Consider the following 15,228-nt stretch of genomic DNA (forward strand, 5'->3'; position numbering starts at 1 on the left):
GGGGCGGATCAGCCCGCTGCGGGGCGGTCGAAGATGCTGGCACGGGCGAGCTGCTCGGACTCCATCTGGGCCAGGGCGGCCCGGCAGGCGTCGGTGAACTTCCAGAAGTCGGTGTTGGTGCTCTGGGCGCGCTTGGTGGGGCTGCTCGCGTTCGGGGCGCCGGCGAAGTCGCCGAACAGGCTCCTGCGGAGTTCGTAGGTCAACTCCAGCTGGCCGCCGCCCTCCCCGGTCAGGGTCCGGTTGCAGATGTTCTCGGGGAGGTCCCCGTTGAGCTGCTCGGGGTCCCCCGGGGCGACGACGAAGCCCGCCCTGTCCAGCTTGTCGGCCAGGATCGTGCGCAGGCGGCCGTTGCCACCGCCGACGACCAGGCCCTTGGTGCCGGCCGGGAGTCCGGCCTGGACGGCCGTGCAGCCGTGCAGGCTGAGTACGTTGGCGCTGCCGGCGGCCAGCGAGCGGGCCACCGGGTCGTCGTTGTGGGTGGAGGTGACGTGGAGGTCGCCGTTGCCCGGCACCGCGCCGGAGGACCGCAGGCCCTCGAACATCCAGTAGTCGTGGAGCGGGGCGCCCGCGGCGGCCGGTTCGAGGGTGTCGGGCCGGTACCCGGCGATGGCCAGGCACAGCTCGGAGGTGCCCGGTTCGATCCCGCCGCCGTGGATGGCCATGACCGTGCTCAGCCGGGGACCCGGGGTGGTGGCTCTGCTGGTGTCGAGCATCTCGTGGCGCTTGAAGCGGCGGGCGAAGTCCACGCCCTCCACGTTGGCGGGGTCGGCGTACAGCCTGGTGTTGGAGAGGTAGGAGTCGGCGGCGTACGCCGGTGCGGCGGTGAAGGCGTTCAGCAGCGGGGCGCCCGCGGCGGCGGCCACGAATCCGGCCAGGAGGGTACGGCGGCTGGCCTGGGACGATGTCATGAAGATTCCTTGATCGTGAAAGATGATCGGGTACGGCTGAATCCTCGGTGATCCTCCGGAAATCGCATAGGCGGTTTCAGGGGCCGACGGGGGTGCGGGTGAATCCGGTCAGCGGTGCGAGGACCTTCCAGCCGAGCGTCTCGTAGAGCGCCCGGCCCTGGACGGTCGCGCCCAGGGTGCCGGCCGCCGCACCGTTGTCGACGGCCGCGGCGGTGAGTGCGCCCATCACCAGCGTTCCGAGCCCGAGGCGCCGGTGGGCCTTCTCGGTGATGATCTGGTCGAAGACGCAGGCGGCACCCGCCAGACCGATCTGCCCGCGCGCGGCGAGCTCCCCGCCGGGGGCCAGGACGCGCACGCTCACGACACCGCCGGAGGTCTCGGCGCCGACGGTGTAGCCGTCAGGCGCCCGTACGACGGCCGGACGCAGGTCGACGGCCATCAGGAAGCCGGGATCGAGTGGTTCCCACTCGGCCGGGAACCACGGTTCCATCACCTCCGGTTCCAGGAAGCCCTTGATGCAGGTGGCCGGTTCGGTGACCGCTCCGACGAGCCCGCGGGCGGTGCCGGCGTCCGCATCGAGCAGGACGTGGCGGACCGCCTGCTCCGGCAGCCCGACCTGGACGCTCAGTCCCCACGGCTCGTCCACCGGCCTCGCCACCCGCCGGGAGACGGCCCACCCCTCGACCCACGACCGCGCGAGCTCCCACATCCGGACCCCCTCCGAGTAATCCCTGAAACCCAAGTTCAGATATTACCGGCGGAGTTGATGGCCGGCAGGCTCAACCCAGAGCCCATGCGACGTCCCTGAGGAGGGCGTGGCGCCAGGACGCGCGGTCGTGGGCCGCCGGGGAGCGCGATACGCGCACGGTCGCGCCGGCCTGGGCGGCCAGGGTCTCGACCCGTGCGCAGTGGGGGAGCATCCGCGTCTCGTGTTCCCCCGCGTCGAAGGCGACCCGCAGCCCCGACAGGTCCACGCGCTCGCGCAGGCGCGCCGCGACGGCGCCCCCGAGCGGCCCGGCCAACGGGTCGGCGAGGTCCGCGGCGCCGGGGGCCCACCAGAAGGACGGGGACTGGCAGGCGACCCGGGACACCAGGTCCGGGAACTCCAGCGCCGCGTACATGGCGCTCAGCCCGCCGAGGCTCTGTCCGGCGACCACCAGGCGGTCCGGCCCCGCGGGCAGGCCCGTCTCCGCCACCAGCGGCAGCAGTTCGTCCCGTACCGCCTCCCACAGTCCGGGCCGGCACCCGAACTCGGCCTCCCGGTCCCTGGTCGGCAGGAAGACCAGGGTGACGGGCGGCATCTCCCCGGCCGCGACGGCCGCGTCGAACGCCGTCATGGCCGGGTGCAGGTACAGCCAGTCGTCCCCGTCGAGCAGCAGGACCACCGGTCCGCCGCCGCCCGCCGGATGGACCCGTACGGTTCGCCGCCCGCCCAGGCGTTCGCTCGTCCAGCGGACCCGGGTGCGCGGCAGGGGCAGCACCTGGTCGGCACCGGCACCGAGTACGGGCCAGTACGGCTGGGCCGACGCGTCCGGGGTGGCTGCGATGGACCGGTCCCCGCCCGCGCCCAGCGGGTTGAACGGATCGGCGAACGCGGCGCCGTCCGCGAGGAACTGGTAGGTGACCCGCAGCCGCGCGGGCATGCGGACCTCCGCGTACCAGCAGTCCGTTGCGCCCCACCGGTTCAGCGCCACCGGCTCCGACCAGCTCTCGAAGCCGATGCTCGCCGGCGAGCCGCGCCACAGGAACAGGGTCGCCCAGCCGCCGTCCGCCGCGGGGACCGACGCGGGGGTCCCCGCCGCCGCCCAGAACGCTTCCGAACCCGGTTCGCCGGGGAGTCCGTACGCGGCGAAGGCGTCCTCGGTCAGGCGCATGGAGGTCTCCTTGTGAGCGGCAAGGGGAGGGACTAAGCTCGTTGCAATTAGGCGAGCCTAACCTAATCGTGACGTTCCGGGGAGGCAACGACCGTGAGTACCAACCCCTTCGACGACGCCGAGGGCCGCTTCCTCGTCCTGGTGAACGACGAGGGCCAGCATTCGCTCTGGCCGTCCTTCGTCGACGTGCCCGGCGGGTGGACGATCGCCCTCGGCGAGAACACCCGCGAGGCGTGCCTGGACTTCGTCGAGGCGAACTGGACCGATCTGCGCCCCCGTTCCCTCGCCCGCTCGATGGACGCCTGACCCTTCACCGCCCGTCCGTCGCGCCGCCGGCGGCGCCGGCCACCACCTCTGGGGACCCCGCACGATGCTCTGCACCAGGCTGACCAACGCCCGCTTCCTCACCATGGACCCGGACCGCCCGGTCGCCCACGAGCTCGGCATCTGGCGGGGCCGGATCGTCGGCCTGGACGAGGCGGTCGCCTCCCTGCCCGCGCGAGAGGTGATCGACCTCCAGGGCGCCACGGTGCTCCCCGGGTTCATCGACTCCCACGTGCACCTGCCCTGGACCGGATTCAAGCAGAACACCGCCAGCATGGCGGGCTGCACGCGGATCGAGGACGCCCTCGCGGTCGTGGCCGAGGCGGTCGCGGCCAGGAACGCGCCCGGATCCTGGGTGAGCATCGTCGGCTACGACCAGCGGGCGCTGGGCCGCCACCTGACGGCCGCCGACCTCGACCGGGTCAGCCAGGGGCACAAGCTGTACGTGCTGCACGACTCCGGGCACGGATGCGTCGTCAACACCGCCGTCCTGGACCTGCTCGCCGCGGACGTCCCGCACGAGAACGGCTTCCTCGCCGAGGGCGCGATGGGAGCCGCCCGCGCGCTGCGACTGCCGTACTCCCAGGAGGAGCTGGCCGAGTCCATCGGGCGCGCCGCCCGCACCTGCGTGGCCGAGGGCATCACCGCCTGCGCCGAGGCCGGCATCGGCGGCGCCCTCTTCGGGCACACCCCGGTCGAACTGGGCGCCTACCAACTCGCCCGGGAGAAGGGGCTGCTGCCGCTGCGGGTCCAGCTGATGGTCTCCGCCGACCTGCTGCGGCCGGTCGGCGCGCACGAGGCCGACGGCATCCCCAAAGCGCTCGACCTGGGCCTGCGTACCGGCTTCGGCGACGACTGGCTGTCCGTGGGAGCCCTCAAGATCTTCACCGACGGCGGGATGATGGCCCGTACCGCCGCCCTGAGCGCCCCGTACGAAGGAATGGACCACGCCGGCCAGTTGCAGGACGACCCCGAGGTCCTCGCGCGGTCCGTCGTCGACGGCCACCTCGCCGGATGGCAGCTCGCCGTGCACGCCATCGGCGACCGCGCGGCCGACGTGGCGCTGGACGCCCTGGAGGAGGCCCAGCGGCGCAGGCCCAGGCCCGACGCCCGGCACCGCATCGAACACGCCGGCCTGATCCGCCCCGACCAGCTCCCGCGTTTCGCGCGGCTGGGGATCAGCGCGGTGGTCCAGCCCAACTTCCTGCGCTACTTCGGCGACGACTACGCGGCGATCATGGGCGAGGAGCGGGCACCGTGGCTGTACCGCGGCCGGGGGTTCCTCGACCACGGCATCACCCTGGTCGGCAGCTCGGACCGCCCGGTGACGGACGGTTCCCCGCTGCGGGCCGTCCAGTTCATGGTCGAGCGCGCCTCCGAGTCCGGCCGGCTGATCGGCCCGGACGAGGGCATCACCGTCGACGAGGCCCTGTACGCCTATACGGTCGCGGGCGCCCGCGCCTGCCGCTGGGAGGACAGCGCGGGCAGTCTCACCCCGGGCAAGCGCGCGGACCTGGTCGTGCTGGGCGACGACCCGCGGCGCGTCGACGTCTCGGCGATCGGCGACATCGACGTGGTGGCGACGTACGTCGACGGCCGGGAGGCCGGCAAGCCGCTGTGAGCCGGCGCCGGCGGGACCGTCAGCAGGGGCGGACCGGCTGGTGGTCGTGGACGAAGCGGGCCGAGACCCAGCCCTTGGAACCCTGCAGGCGGTACCACAGCGGGTTGCCGTCCACCCACCCGCCGCGGGTCTGGCAGTTGAGGAGCACACGCTGACCCGGGCGGAGCGTCTTGACGGCGCCGGAGTACACCGTCGGCCTCTGGCGCACGTGGAGCGGCGCGTCCGAGACCACCTCGCCGACCGGGTACGCGGCCCGCGGCGCGGCGGGGGCCGGCGCCCCGTGCTGCTGGGCGGCCCATCCCGCGCCGCCCATCGGGCCGAGCGCCAGGCCCGTCACCAGCGCGCACATCACTACGGACATCTTCATCTGCGGCCCCGCTCTCCGACGACTTCGGTACGGGCATGCCATGACGGACCGTGGTCGGCCGGGAGTGCCCGGTACGACTATCCGTGCGGACCCCGGAGCTTCCGGGCCGACACGTCCGCCGTTCCCCCCAATGGCCCGCACGGCTGTTTCGGAAGCGGACGAGCGAGCAGACGAGCCATGGCACCCGGTGTCGCCGGTGCCGTTCCGGCCGGACCGTGCGATCCCGGCCCCGGCCGCCCGCCGCCCTCCTGCAGAGACGAGTCATCATGGACCACCGGCCCCGCTTCCCCGAGCAGGACCTGACCTGGACGACCGAGATCCACCAGGTGCGGACCCGGCTGCGGTTCCCGCTCCGGGTCACGTTCCACTGGTCCGCCCGCGCCCCGCTGTACGTCGAGCTCACCTTCCACCAGCCGGGAGAGGACGACGTGACCTGGGTGATCGGCCGTGACCTGCTGGCCAGGGGACTGCGCACCCTGGCGGGGACGGGAGAGGTGCGGATCCGGCCGACGGCGGGGCCCGGCCGCACGGCGCAGGTCCTCCTGCGGCTGGGGACGGCGCCGCCGTACGCCCTCTTCGTGCTGGACCGCGCGGGGATCGCGTCCATGCTGGAGCAGAGCTGGGCGGCGGTTCCGGCCGGTGCCGAGGCGGAGCGCCTGGACTGGGAGTTCTTCGAAGGCCTGCTCGCGGACCGTTAGGTCCCGGCTGCGCACCGGTCTGCCGCGATCACAGCAGCGGCAGGGCCCCGTCGCCGTGGGGGACGTCGTCCGGGGCGGTGGGAGCGGGCGGCGGCGTCTGCGCGCCCGGCGTTCCCGTGAGGTAGGCCAGGAGCCCGGCGATCTCGAGGCCGGCCTCGGCCGGGTGGCGGAAGCGCGCGCCGGGGGCGATGGCGTAGCGGTTGCGCCGGCCGTCCCGGGTCCGCGTGAGGTACCCGTCGGTCTCCAGGTCCGTGACGATCGCCTGCACGGTGCGCTCGGTGAGGTCGCAGCCCGCCGCGATGTCGCGCAGCCTGATCCCCGGGTCGCGCGCGATGGCGATCAGGACCCGGGCGTGGTTCGTCAGGAAGGTCCAGTGGTTCCGGCGGGAACCCGTGTGCTCGTTCTCCACGCCGACATTCTTGAGTGACGTATCGCGAAAAGCAAATCCGGAAAAGCTTTTCGGGTATAACTTGACGTGTGTCCGGGCTCCCGGCAGGGTGCAGGGAAGCGGAAGCGGACTTCCGCACCGACCGAGCAACGAGCGAGCAATCGCGCAACGCGCCGCAAGCACCTGTGCCCAAGGAGCGAAGACGATGACCATCACGGCCACGACCGAGGCCACGCCCTCGACGACGCCCCCCACTACGGCCGCCGCCCCCGACGGCGGCGCCGTGGCCGGACCCGCGCTGAGCGGGCTGCCCGAGGTGCCCTGCCCGCGGGAACTGTCGACCTGCGACGCCCGGCAGCTGACCCGGGTGTTCTTCGAGCGGCTGCGGAGCCTGGAAGAGGGCACCCGCGAGTACCAGTACGTGCGCGGCACCCTCATCGAGATGAACATCTCACTGGTGAACTTCGCCGCACGGCCGTTCCGCGACCGTCCCGGCGGCCCCGAGAACGAGGACATCGTCCAGGTCGGCATCATCGGCTTGATCAAGGCCATCGACCGGTACGACCCCGACCGGAACATCCAGTTCACCACGCTCGCCGTGCCCTACATCACAGGTGAGATCAAGCGCCACTTCCGCGACACCACCTGGGCCGTGCGGGTCCCGCGCCGGCTCCAGGAGCAGCGCCTGCTGCTGGCGAAGGCCACGGAGGAGCTGACCTCCGAGACGGACCACGCGCCCACCCCCGCGGAACTCGCCGCCCACCTGGGACTCACCGAGGACGAGGTCCGTGAGGGCCTGGTCGCCGCCAACGGCTACTCCACCCAGTCCCTCGACGCGCCCCAGTCCGAATCCGGCGGCGCGGGGGGCGCCGCGGGCGGACAGCCCGCCCGCTCCCTGGCCGACACCGTCGGTGATGTCGATCCCGCCCTGGAGGCGGTCGAGGACCGGCAGGCCCTCGCACCCCTGCTCGCCGGTCTGGACGAACGCAGCACCCGCATCCTGGAGCTGCGCTTCGGCCAGGAGATGACCCAGGCGGAGATCGGCGAGGAGGTCGGCCTCTCCCAGATGCACGTCTCCCGCCTGCTCGCCCGCACGCTGGAGACCCTGCGCGAGGAGATGCTGCACGACTGACCCGCGGTCCGAGGACCTCAGGGGGCCGGGCGCCCGACCGCGCCCGGCCGCCCCGACCCGTTCCCGAGACCAGACACCGGGGAGTCATGAACAGCTTTGTCCGACTGCTGGCCGTCCTCGGCGGCTCCGTCGTCCTCACCCTCGTCGTGGGCCGCCTCGCCGACCTGCTGCTGCGGCGGGCGGACGCCCGCCACCCCGAGACACCACTGTGGAACATGCTGCGCCGCTGCGGGCCGTCCGTGCGGGTGCTGCTCTTCACCGCCGTCCTGCGCGGCGCGTACCGCCAGATCGAATGGCAGCCGCTGCGCGACCACGAGGCCGCCGTGGGCCGGACCCTGACGCTCGTCCTGATCGGGGCGGGCGCCTGGTGCGTCGTCGGCGTAGCCTCCGCCGTGGTCGAATCCTCGTACGCCCGCTACGCGCTGGGCACCCGCGACCCCTCACGCGTACGCCGGGTCCGTACCCAGGTGACGCTCATCAGGAGGATCGTCACCGCCGTCGTCGCCGTGGTCGCGGCCGCCGCGATGCTGCTCACCTTCCCCGCCTTCCGGGCCGTCGGCACCTCCGTCCTGGCCTCGGCGGGCATCATCGGCATCGTCGCGGGCGTGGCCGCCCAGTCCACCCTCGGCAACGTCTTCGCCGGGTTCCAGATCGCGTTCGGCGACATGGTGCGCATCGGAGACACCGTCGTCGTCGACGGGGAGTGGGGCGTGGTCGAGGAGGTGACGCTCACGCTGATCGCGGTACGCACCTGGGACGAGCGCCGGATCACCATGCCCGTCTCGTACTTCACCTCGCGGCCCTTCGAGAACTGGTCCCGCGGCGGCATCCAGATGACCGGCACGGTCTTCCTCCACTGTGACCACACCGCACCCGTCTCCCTCATGCGCGAGAAGCTGAAGGAGGTCCTCGACGGCTGCGAGGCGTGGGACGGCCGCGGCTGGGACCTGTCCGTCACCGACACCACCCCCACCACCATCGTGGTGCGGGCGATCGTCACCGCCAAGGACCCCGACCGGCTGTGGACCGCCCGCTGCGAGGTGCGCGAGCAACTGGTCGCCTGGCTGGCCGAGAAGCACCCCTACGCCCTGCCCCGCGTCGCCACGTCCACCGCCGTGCCGTCGCCCCGCACGGAGGTCCGTACGGGTATGGACGTCAGGCCGCCAGCGGGGTGAAGGGGTAGAGCCCGTCCTCACCCGGCTTGACCACGCCGTAACTGCTCTCCGGCACCTCGTTCCACGCCCCGGGCAGATCACCGAGGGGCTCGGACACCACCAGGCGGGTCTCGTCGGACACGTCCTGGAGGAAGCGCATGTCGGGGTGCAGCTTGCGCAGCGTGTCCACCCGGCTGCTGTAGAACAGCGACCGCGAGGCGCCCTGGCTGGAGTAGCGGAAGGCCCACACGCCCTCCCCGTCGGTGACGGCCACCGTCATCTGCATCGGGAACTCCACGCCGTGCTCGTGGCCGACCCGCTCCACCACCCCCACCATCCTGGCGACGGCGCCCGGAGGGTCCTCCTCCAGGCCGAAGGTCAGCGCCAGGTAGAACATCACCTCGGAGTCCGTCGTCCCCTCGATCTCCCCGAACAGCGCGGGGTCGACGAGCAGGGCGAGGTCGCGCCGCATGGCGTGGAAGCCGGCGACGGCCCCGTTGTGCATCCACATCCAGCGGCCGTGCCGGAAGGGGTGACAGTTCGTCTGCTGCACCGCCGTACCCGTCGACGCCCGGATGTGGGCGAAGAACACGGGTGAGGTGACGTGGTCCGAGAGCTCCCGCAGGTTGCGGTTGTTCCACGCGGGACCGACGTCCCTCATGAGGGCGGGCGTGCCGTCGCCGCTGCCGCCGTCCGGATACCAGCCGATGCCGAAACCGTCGCCGTTGGTCGTCTCCACGCCCAGCTTCGAGTGGAGGCTCTGGTCGATCAGCGAGTGGGCGGGTTTGTACAGGATGGTGTCGAGGAGCACGGGGGTTCCCGAATACGCCAGCCACCGGCACATGTGCGATCACCTGACTCGTCCGCCCCGTCCGGTCGGCCGCCGCGGGCCGGCCGGGGCCGTAACCTCCCGCGTGGGCGCCCCGCCGCCCCTGCCATTCTCCTGCCGCCCGGCGGGCGGCGCACGCGGGGCGGCCGCCCGCCGGACGGCGCGGGGGCTACCAGCCGAAGCGGCGGTCGACGACGGCCGCGAACTCCTCGAAGCTCAGTACCCGGTCGCCGTTCTGGTCGGCCGCGTCGAAGAGCGCCGAGGACTCCTCGGTGTCCCCCACGCCCCAGAAGGGGATCGCCCCCTGCGCGGCGAGGGTCGGTCCCTTGGAGCGCAGGGCGCCGATGACCTCGGCCCGTGTCAGGGTGCCGTCCTGGTCGAGGTCGAGGGCGTCGAACAACCGACGGGCCTTCTCACTCATCACATGTCCTCTCCGCGGTGCACGCGCCGCCTCGGCCGGCGGGTCCTGTACGCAAGGACGCTGCGGGCACCCGGGAGGTTGCCGCACCCGGGGCAGGACCTCGTGCCGGACCCCGGAGCGGATGTCACCGCAGGACTTCGCCATCCCGCCGGTTGAACGGCAGCCGCCCCAGGACGACCGCCATCCCGCAGGTCCCGGTGAGCGCGGAGAAGACCAGTCCGCCCCCGATCGCCGCGGACAGCAGTGAGAGGGCCGGGTGGAGGAGCAGCCCGAGGAACAGGCCGAGCAGCACGAGGGTGCCCGCCGCGAAGCGGACCTGGCGTTCCATGGCCCACACGGCCCGCGGCCGGGCGCCGCCGCCGGGGTGCTCCAGTGCGTTGCCGCCGGCCGCCCAGGCCTCCGTGCCGCCCGCGAGGCTCGACGCGGGGATGCCGTGGGACGCCAGGGTGCGGACCGCGCTGTCCGAGCGGGCCCCCGAGGCGCACACGATCAGCAGGGCGCCGCGGTCGGCGGCCTGCCGCAGCTGCGGCAGGCTCCGTACGAGCCGGTCGAGGGGCACGTTGAGGGAGTCCGGGAGGTGGCCGGACGCGAACTCGCCCGGCGTGCGGACGTCGACGACGGTCAGCTCGCGCAGCCGCGGGCGCGCCTGCTCGACGTCGAGTGAGGCGGGGACGCTCATGGCGGACCTGGTCCTTGGCGGTGGGGGCGGGCGAGGGGAGGCCCGGCGGCGCGCCGCACGGGGTGCGGTACGGCGCGCGACGCCGGAGCCATGCCGGGGATGTTAGGCACCCGCAGGGAGCCTCGGCCGGATCCCGGCGCACCTGCCACACGACTGCCATGTTCCGGAAACAACCGGAGCCCCGCTCACTGCCTCACCCGCTCCTGGTCACCAGGTCACGTGCAGCGCCTCCGGCGACCGGTGGATCAGGGTGGGCCGCATCCGCGGCCGCGGACGGCCGGGGGCTGGCCGCAGCCCCGGCATGCGGCCCGTCAGCAGTTCGAGCGTCAGACGGAGTTGTTCGCGCGCCAGCCGGGATCCGGGGCAGCCGTGCGGGCCGTGCCCGAAGGCGAGGTGCCGCCGGTCCACGGGGCGCGTGATGTCGAACTCGCCGGCCCGCTCGTACCGCTCCTCGTCGCGGTTGGCCGCACCGTACGCCACCAGGACGGCGGCCCCGGCGGGCAGTTCCGTACCGCCCAGGGCCACCGGGCGGGTGGTGGTCCGCCGGAAGGCCTGGATGGCGGTGTCGTGGCGGGCGGCCTCCTCCACTGCCGCCGGGATCAGCGAGGGATCGGCGCAGAGCATCCGCCACTGCCGCCGGTCGTCGTCGAGCAGGTGCAGCAGGGTGGTGGCGATGAGGGCGCCGGTGGTGAGGAATCCGGCGATCAGAAGGTTCTGCAGGCTCGTCACCAGCTCGTGGCGCTGCTCCAGGGTGAGTTCGCCCGTACCGGGGGCGAGGGCGGCCACCATGACCGAGCACAGGTCGTCCCGGGGGTGGGCGCGCCGGTCGCGCACGTACCCGTCCAGCAGGTGCTGGAGCGCGACCACGTCCTCGGCTGCGGCCGCCTGGCCCTCCGGCGGCAGCGGCCGGAACAGCAGTTCCTCGGCCCGGTAGCCGCCGTGCACGGCCGCGGGCACATCGGCGGGGTCCAGCCCGATCAGCCGCCCGACCACGATCCCCGGCAGCCGCTGTGCGTACGCCTGCACCAGTTCCGCGGACCCGTCCGCCGCGAAGCCGTCCACCAGCTCCGCGGCGCACGTGCGCGCGTACGGGACCAGCGCGGCCACCCGCGCGGCCGACAGGCCCCGGTTCAGCGGGGCCCGGTGCCGGCGGTGGGCGGCGCCGTCCGAGGACACGACCGTGGGCCGGGGCCCGAACCCGCGCGGCAGGACGCCGAGCGCCGCCTCCGAGAGCGGGACGTCCGGCAGCAGGGAGTTCGCGGAGGAGAAGTCCTCCGCCCGCAGGAGCACTTCCCGTACCTCGCGGTCGCGCGCGACCAGCCACGCGTCGAACTCGGGCACGTACGTCAGCCCCTCGGCCCGGCGGGCGCGGTCGTACAGCGGGTACGGGTCGCGGTAGAGCTCGTCGCGCCGTGCCTGGTCGTCGTGCCACGTCAAAGGGGACCTCCGGATCACGGTCGGGCCGGGCGGGCGCCGCCGTGAGCGCCCTCCGGTGCGCCGGGTCATCCTGCCCGAACCCGGCCGTGCCCGGTAGGGCGCACGCCCCGTTCTACGGACCGGCGTTGAGCTCGGCGACGATCGAGGCGGGGGTGTGGCCGCTGCCGTCCGACAGGCGGTGGAAGTCGACCGAGACGAAGTTCGGGTCGCGGCCCCCGGCCGCGGGCCGGCACTGCTCGGCGATGCGGCTGCGCAGCTTCGCGCCGTTGTCCAGGGCCGCCGTCAGCACGGTGGGCACGTTGCGGTGGTGGCTCATCGTGAACAGGCGACGGAAGCCGGGCTCCTGCCGGTCCAGGGGCAGGTCGGACCAGCGGCTGACGCACGTGAGGTCGTTGCCCAGGTCTCCGAGGCTCCAGAAGTTGCTCACGGTCCACGCCCGGTCGTACATGACGCCCAGGTTCTCGCGGTCGGACCGGTCGGAGAAGATCAGCAGCCGCTTGCCGGAGGTGACGAGGTCGGCGACCTTCGGCCACCCGTTCTGCCGCACGCCCCACTCGTCGGGCCGGAACACCATGTCGGACAGCCCCCGGACCCGGCCGAGGGACTGCCGCAGCTGGTCGGCGCTCACGTAGTCCTCCAGGAAGACGGTCACGACCTCCTGGGGGTGGGCGGCGAGGAAGTCCACCACAGTCTGCATCGTGCCGTGGAAGGACTGGCGCGGCAGGGCGTAGGTGGCACCGGCGAAGGTCTTGCACTCGCCGTGGCACAGGTACACGTCGCTGGGATAGCAGTCGCTCCCGAAGCTGATGACGCACAGCCAAGTGCTGCGCTCGTACCAGTGGGTGTCCAGGCTCAGGCCGCGCACGCCGCCTTCGAGCTGGCCGCGCACCGATTCGGACTGGTTCACCGAACTCCAGCGGGAGTCCTCGTAGTTGGTGAAGGCGTTGTGGGTGGTCAGGAAGGAGACCTCGTCCAGGCGCCGGTCGCCCCAGCGGGCGGCCGCGAGGCCGGCCGGTGCGCCGGACGCGGCCGCCGCCGCGGGCGGGGCGGGCGGGGCGGTCGAGGCCGTCGCCGTGGTCACCGTGCCCAGCAGTGCCAGCAGGAGGAGACCGACCAGGGTCCGCCGGGCGTGGCCTCGTCGGAGCGCGCCGGCGGGGCGGCCGCGGAAGCCCGCGCGCTGCATGTTCATGTCAATCATGGCGGGAGGTTAGCGCGCGGCCCGCCGCTGCGCCCCCCTGCGGACGCGTACGGCCGGTAAACGACGGCGCGACCGGCGACGGCCCGGTTCCCGGCACGGCCACCCGGCAGGGGTGGACTTACTAGGACGTCCAACTATATCGTCGGGAGTGCAGAGACCCGCGGTGCAGGGAAGCCGGTGCGAATCCGGCGCGGTCCCGCCACTGTGACCGGGGAGTGCGCGCTTCAGCAGGACAGGCCACTGACGGAGGAATCCATCGGGAAGGCCGGGGCGCGCGCGTCGATCCGGGAGTCAGGATACCGGCCGTGGGTTGTTCCGTGTTGTCCACGAGGATGGAGCAGACACGCATGGCACCGGTCCGTACCCATGGCCTTGGTGATCCGGCGGAGCACGCGGTGATTCCCGCGTCGACCTAGGAGTGCCCGGCAGATCACGGCCGGGGCCGAACGGCCCGCCGCCGCGGTCGGCCGCGTCGTCACCAGTGGCCGAACGCCACGGCACCGGATGACCCGGGCGCTCCGACCCTGATCCGCAGGCCTTCCTGGTTCTCGCTTCACGGGCCCTTCGGCCCGTCGGCTCTTCGGCGGCCTCGCGCCGCCCTGTCCCACGGCGTTCCCCAGCGGCGCACCCCACCGGGTGCGGCCGTCGGTCCGCCGTGCCATCCCCGGATCCCACCTGACGAGAGCAGGAAACCATGGTCCGTGAACTGACGCATTTCATCGGCGGCAAGCGCACCCCCGGCACCTCCGGGATCTTCGCCGACGTGTACGACCCCAACACCGGCGCGGTACAGGCCTGCGTACCGCTCGCCGACCCCGACGAAGTACGGACGGCCGTCACCGACGCCGCCGAAGCCCAGGCGACATGGGCCGCCTGGAACCCCCAGCGCCGCGCCCGGGTCCTGCTGCGCTTCCTCCAACTCGTCGAGGACGAGCGCGACGAGCTCGCCCGGATGCTCTCCGCCGAGCACGGCAAGACCGTCCCGGACGCGGCCGGAGACCTCCAGCGCGGCCTGGAGGTCGTCGAGTTCGCCGCAGGCGTCCCGCACCTGCTCAAGGGCGAGTTCACCGACAACGCCGGCACCGGGATCGACGTGCACTCGCTGCGCGCCCCGCTGGGCGTCGTCGCGGGCATCACCCCCTTCAACTTCCCCGCAATGATTCCCCTCTGGCAGGCCGCACCTGCCCTGGCCTGTGGAAACGCCTTCATCCTCAAGCCCTCGGAGCGCAACCCCTCCGTACCGCTGCGCCTCGCCGAACTGTTCGTGGAAGCGGGCCTGCCGCCCGGTGTGCTCAACGTCGTCAACGGCACCGGGGCGGCCGTCGACGTCCTCCTCGAAGACCCCCGCGTGCAGGCACTCGGCTTCGTCGGATCCACCCCGATCGCCGCGCACATCTACGCCACCGCGGCCGCGCACGGCAAGCGCGCCCAGTGCTTCGGCGGGGCGAAGAACCACATGATCGTCATGCCGGACGCGGACCTCGACCAGGCCGTCGACGCGCTCGTCGGCGCCGGCTACGGATCCGCCGGCGAGCGCTGCATGGCCATCTCCGTCGCCGTACCCGTGGGCGAGGAGACGGCCGACGCGCTCGTCGCCGCCCTCAAGGAACGGCTCGGCACCCTCCGCATCGGCCGCTCCGACGACCCGGCCGCCGACTTCGGGCCCCTGGTCAGCCGCGACGCCCTGGACCGGGTGCGCCGCTACGTGGACATCGGGGTGGGCGAGGGCGCCGAACTCGTCGTCGACGGACGCCGCTTCACCCTGCCCGGCCACGAGAACGGGTTCTTCGCCGGCGCCTCCCTCTTCGACCGCGTGCGCCCCGCCATGCGCATCTACCGGGAGGAGATCTTCGGCCCCGTCCTGTCCGTCGTACGGGCCGCCGACTACGAGGAGGCCCTCCGCCTGCCCAGCGAGCACCCCTACGGCAACGGAGTCGCGATCTTCACCCGGGACGGTGACACCGCCCGCGACTTCACCCGCCGCGTGAACACCGGCATGGTCGGCGTCAACGTGCCCATCCCGGTGCCCGTCGCCTACCACACCTTCGGCGGCTGGAAGCGGTCCGGTTTCGGGGACCTGAACCAGCACGGCCCGGACTCGATCCGCTTCTACACCCGCACCAAGACCGTGACCTCCCGCTGGCCCTCCGGGGTCAAGGAAGGCGCGTCCTTCACGATCCCGACGATGGGGTGAGCAC

At 73.0% G+C, this 15,228-nt stretch carries 16 protein-coding genes and 1 riboswitch; of the genes, 6 read left to right on the forward strand and 10 right to left on the reverse strand.

The window, feature by feature from the left end; genetic code table 11:
• Window positions 1-8: 8 nt before the first annotated feature.
• The 3 genes from E6U81_RS00495 to E6U81_RS00505 all read right to left on the reverse strand — a co-directional run bounded on the left by E6U81_RS00495 (window position 9) and on the right by E6U81_RS00505 (window position 2,782).
• Window positions 9-908, reverse strand: coding sequence for a poly-gamma-glutamate hydrolase family protein (locus E6U81_RS00495; protein WP_136228028.1), 900 nt, complete (start codon window positions 906-908; stop codon window positions 9-11).
• 76 nt (window positions 909-984) lie between these two features.
• Complete coding sequence (locus E6U81_RS00500; RefSeq protein WP_240803537.1) at window positions 985-1,650, reverse strand: GNAT family N-acetyltransferase; 666 nt, start codon at window positions 1,648-1,650, stop codon at window positions 985-987.
• Between the two features lie 37 nt (window positions 1,651-1,687).
• A complete protein-coding gene (locus tag E6U81_RS00505) occupies window positions 1,688-2,782 on the reverse strand; it encodes an alpha/beta hydrolase-fold protein (RefSeq protein ID WP_136228029.1) in 1,095 nt (364 codons plus the stop codon).
• Window positions 2,783-2,875: 93 nt separating this feature from the next.
• On the opposite strand from E6U81_RS00505, the gene E6U81_RS00510 reads away from it, so the two are divergent.
• Both E6U81_RS00510 and E6U81_RS00515 read left to right on the forward strand, forming a co-directional pair.
• Entirely contained in the window at window positions 2,876-3,088 is a 213-nt protein-coding gene (locus tag E6U81_RS00510) for an MbtH family protein (protein WP_060177497.1), read from the forward strand.
• A gap of 64 nt (window positions 3,089-3,152) precedes the next feature.
• On the forward strand, window positions 3,153-4,727 hold the full coding sequence (locus E6U81_RS00515) for an amidohydrolase (RefSeq protein WP_136228030.1): 1,575 nt from the start codon (window positions 3,153-3,155) through the stop codon (window positions 4,725-4,727).
• A gap of 19 nt (window positions 4,728-4,746) precedes the next feature.
• On the opposite strand, the gene E6U81_RS00520 is transcribed toward E6U81_RS00515, so the two are convergent.
• Window positions 4,747-5,094, reverse strand: a complete 348-nt coding sequence (locus E6U81_RS00520; protein ID WP_136228031.1) for an SH3 domain-containing protein — start codon at window positions 5,092-5,094, stop codon at window positions 4,747-4,749.
• Window positions 5,095-5,360: 266 nt separating this feature from the next.
• Here E6U81_RS00520 and E6U81_RS00525 point away from each other — a divergent pair, with 266 nt between their 5' ends.
• Window positions 5,361-5,792, forward strand: a complete 432-nt coding sequence (locus E6U81_RS00525) for an SsgA family sporulation/cell division regulator (protein WP_136228032.1) — start codon at window positions 5,361-5,363, stop codon at window positions 5,790-5,792.
• Between the two features lie 28 nt (window positions 5,793-5,820).
• Here E6U81_RS00525 and E6U81_RS00530 read toward each other — a convergent pair whose 3' ends face one another.
• Window positions 5,821-6,201, reverse strand: coding sequence for a helix-turn-helix domain-containing protein (locus E6U81_RS00530; RefSeq protein ID WP_240803538.1), 381 nt, complete (start codon window positions 6,199-6,201; stop codon window positions 5,821-5,823).
• A 184-nt stretch (window positions 6,202-6,385) separates the two neighbouring features.
• Here E6U81_RS00530 and E6U81_RS00535 point away from each other — a divergent pair, with 184 nt between their 5' ends.
• The gene (locus E6U81_RS00535; RefSeq protein WP_136228033.1) at window positions 6,386-7,312 is read left to right on the forward strand and encodes a SigB/SigF/SigG family RNA polymerase sigma factor; all 927 of its coding nucleotides are present in this window, start codon (window positions 6,386-6,388) and stop codon (window positions 7,310-7,312) included.
• A gap of 86 nt (window positions 7,313-7,398) precedes the next feature.
• Window positions 7,399-8,487, forward strand: a complete 1,089-nt coding sequence (locus tag E6U81_RS00540; protein WP_136228034.1) for a mechanosensitive ion channel domain-containing protein — start codon at window positions 7,399-7,401, stop codon at window positions 8,485-8,487.
• On the opposite strand, the gene E6U81_RS00545 is transcribed toward E6U81_RS00540, so the two are convergent.
• From E6U81_RS00545 to E6U81_RS00565, 5 genes are all read right to left on the reverse strand, one after another.
• Window positions 8,468-9,310 carry a class II glutamine amidotransferase gene (locus tag E6U81_RS00545; protein WP_136228035.1) on the reverse strand — a complete coding sequence of 281 codons (843 nt, stop codon included), beginning with the start codon at window positions 9,308-9,310 and terminating at the stop codon, window positions 8,468-8,470. The two genes, E6U81_RS00540 and E6U81_RS00545, sit on opposite strands and share 20 nt — an antisense overlap.
• A gap of 154 nt (window positions 9,311-9,464) precedes the next feature.
• Window positions 9,465-9,716: an EF-hand domain-containing protein gene (locus E6U81_RS00550; protein WP_030652127.1), complete on the reverse strand. Its 252-nt coding sequence runs from the start codon at window positions 9,714-9,716 to the stop codon at window positions 9,465-9,467.
• Window positions 9,717-9,840: 124 nt separating this feature from the next.
• On the reverse strand, window positions 9,841-10,395 hold the full coding sequence (locus E6U81_RS00555; protein WP_136228036.1) for a rhodanese-like domain-containing protein: 555 nt from the start codon (window positions 10,393-10,395) through the stop codon (window positions 9,841-9,843).
• Between the two features lie 207 nt (window positions 10,396-10,602).
• Window positions 10,603-11,832: a cytochrome P450 gene (locus E6U81_RS00560; RefSeq protein ID WP_240803539.1), complete on the reverse strand. Its 1,230-nt coding sequence runs from the start codon at window positions 11,830-11,832 to the stop codon at window positions 10,603-10,605.
• Window positions 11,833-11,944: 112 nt separating this feature from the next.
• Window positions 11,945-13,030, reverse strand: a complete 1,086-nt coding sequence (locus E6U81_RS00565) for a PI-PLC domain-containing protein (RefSeq protein ID WP_136228038.1) — start codon at window positions 13,028-13,030, stop codon at window positions 11,945-11,947.
• Between the two features lie 122 nt (window positions 13,031-13,152).
• Window positions 13,153-13,353, forward strand: a riboswitch (cobalamin riboswitch).
• A 371-nt stretch (window positions 13,354-13,724) separates the two neighbouring features.
• Here E6U81_RS00565 and E6U81_RS00570 point away from each other — a divergent pair.
• On the forward strand, window positions 13,725-15,224 hold the full coding sequence (locus E6U81_RS00570) for a CoA-acylating methylmalonate-semialdehyde dehydrogenase (RefSeq protein ID WP_136228039.1): 1,500 nt from the start codon (window positions 13,725-13,727) through the stop codon (window positions 15,222-15,224).
• Window positions 15,225-15,228 lie beyond the last annotated feature (4 nt).

This window comes from Streptomyces sp. A0592 (genome assembly GCF_004795115.1).
Classification (GTDB): domain Bacteria; phylum Actinomycetota; class Actinomycetes; order Streptomycetales; family Streptomycetaceae; genus Streptomyces; species Streptomyces erythrochromogenes.

What these genes read in the sequence shown, in the direction of transcription:
- E6U81_RS00505 (WP_136228029.1), bottom strand. Translation starts at nt 2,782, where the DNA reads ATGCGCCTGACCGAGGACGCCTTCGCCGCGTACGGACTCCCCGGCGAA.
- E6U81_RS00520 (WP_136228031.1), bottom strand. Translation starts at nt 5,094, where the DNA reads ATGAAGATGTCCGTAGTGATGTGCGCGCTGGTGACGGGCCTGGCGCTC.
- E6U81_RS00540 (WP_136228034.1), top strand. Translation starts at nt 7,399, where the DNA reads ATGAACAGCTTTGTCCGACTGCTGGCCGTCCTCGGCGGCTCCGTCGTC.
- E6U81_RS00570 (WP_136228039.1), top strand. Translation starts at nt 13,725, where the DNA reads ATGGTCCGTGAACTGACGCATTTCATCGGCGGCAAGCGCACCCCCGGC.
- E6U81_RS00550 (WP_030652127.1), bottom strand. Translation starts at nt 9,716, where the DNA reads ATGAGTGAGAAGGCCCGTCGGTTGTTCGACGCCCTCGACCTCGACCAG.
- E6U81_RS00565 (WP_136228038.1), bottom strand. Translation starts at nt 13,030, where the DNA reads ATGATTGACATGAACATGCAGCGCGCGGGCTTCCGCGGCCGCCCCGCC.
- E6U81_RS00515 (WP_136228030.1), top strand. Translation starts at nt 3,153, where the DNA reads ATGCTCTGCACCAGGCTGACCAACGCCCGCTTCCTCACCATGGACCCG.
- E6U81_RS00545 (WP_136228035.1), bottom strand. Translation starts at nt 9,310, where the DNA reads ATGTGCCGGTGGCTGGCGTATTCGGGAACCCCCGTGCTCCTCGACACC.
- E6U81_RS00555 (WP_136228036.1), bottom strand. Translation starts at nt 10,395, where the DNA reads ATGAGCGTCCCCGCCTCACTCGACGTCGAGCAGGCGCGCCCGCGGCTG.
- E6U81_RS00495 (WP_136228028.1), bottom strand. Translation starts at nt 908, where the DNA reads ATGACATCGTCCCAGGCCAGCCGCCGTACCCTCCTGGCCGGATTCGTG.
- E6U81_RS00535 (WP_136228033.1), top strand. Translation starts at nt 6,386, where the DNA reads ATGACCATCACGGCCACGACCGAGGCCACGCCCTCGACGACGCCCCCC.
- E6U81_RS00525 (WP_136228032.1), top strand. Translation starts at nt 5,361, where the DNA reads ATGGACCACCGGCCCCGCTTCCCCGAGCAGGACCTGACCTGGACGACC.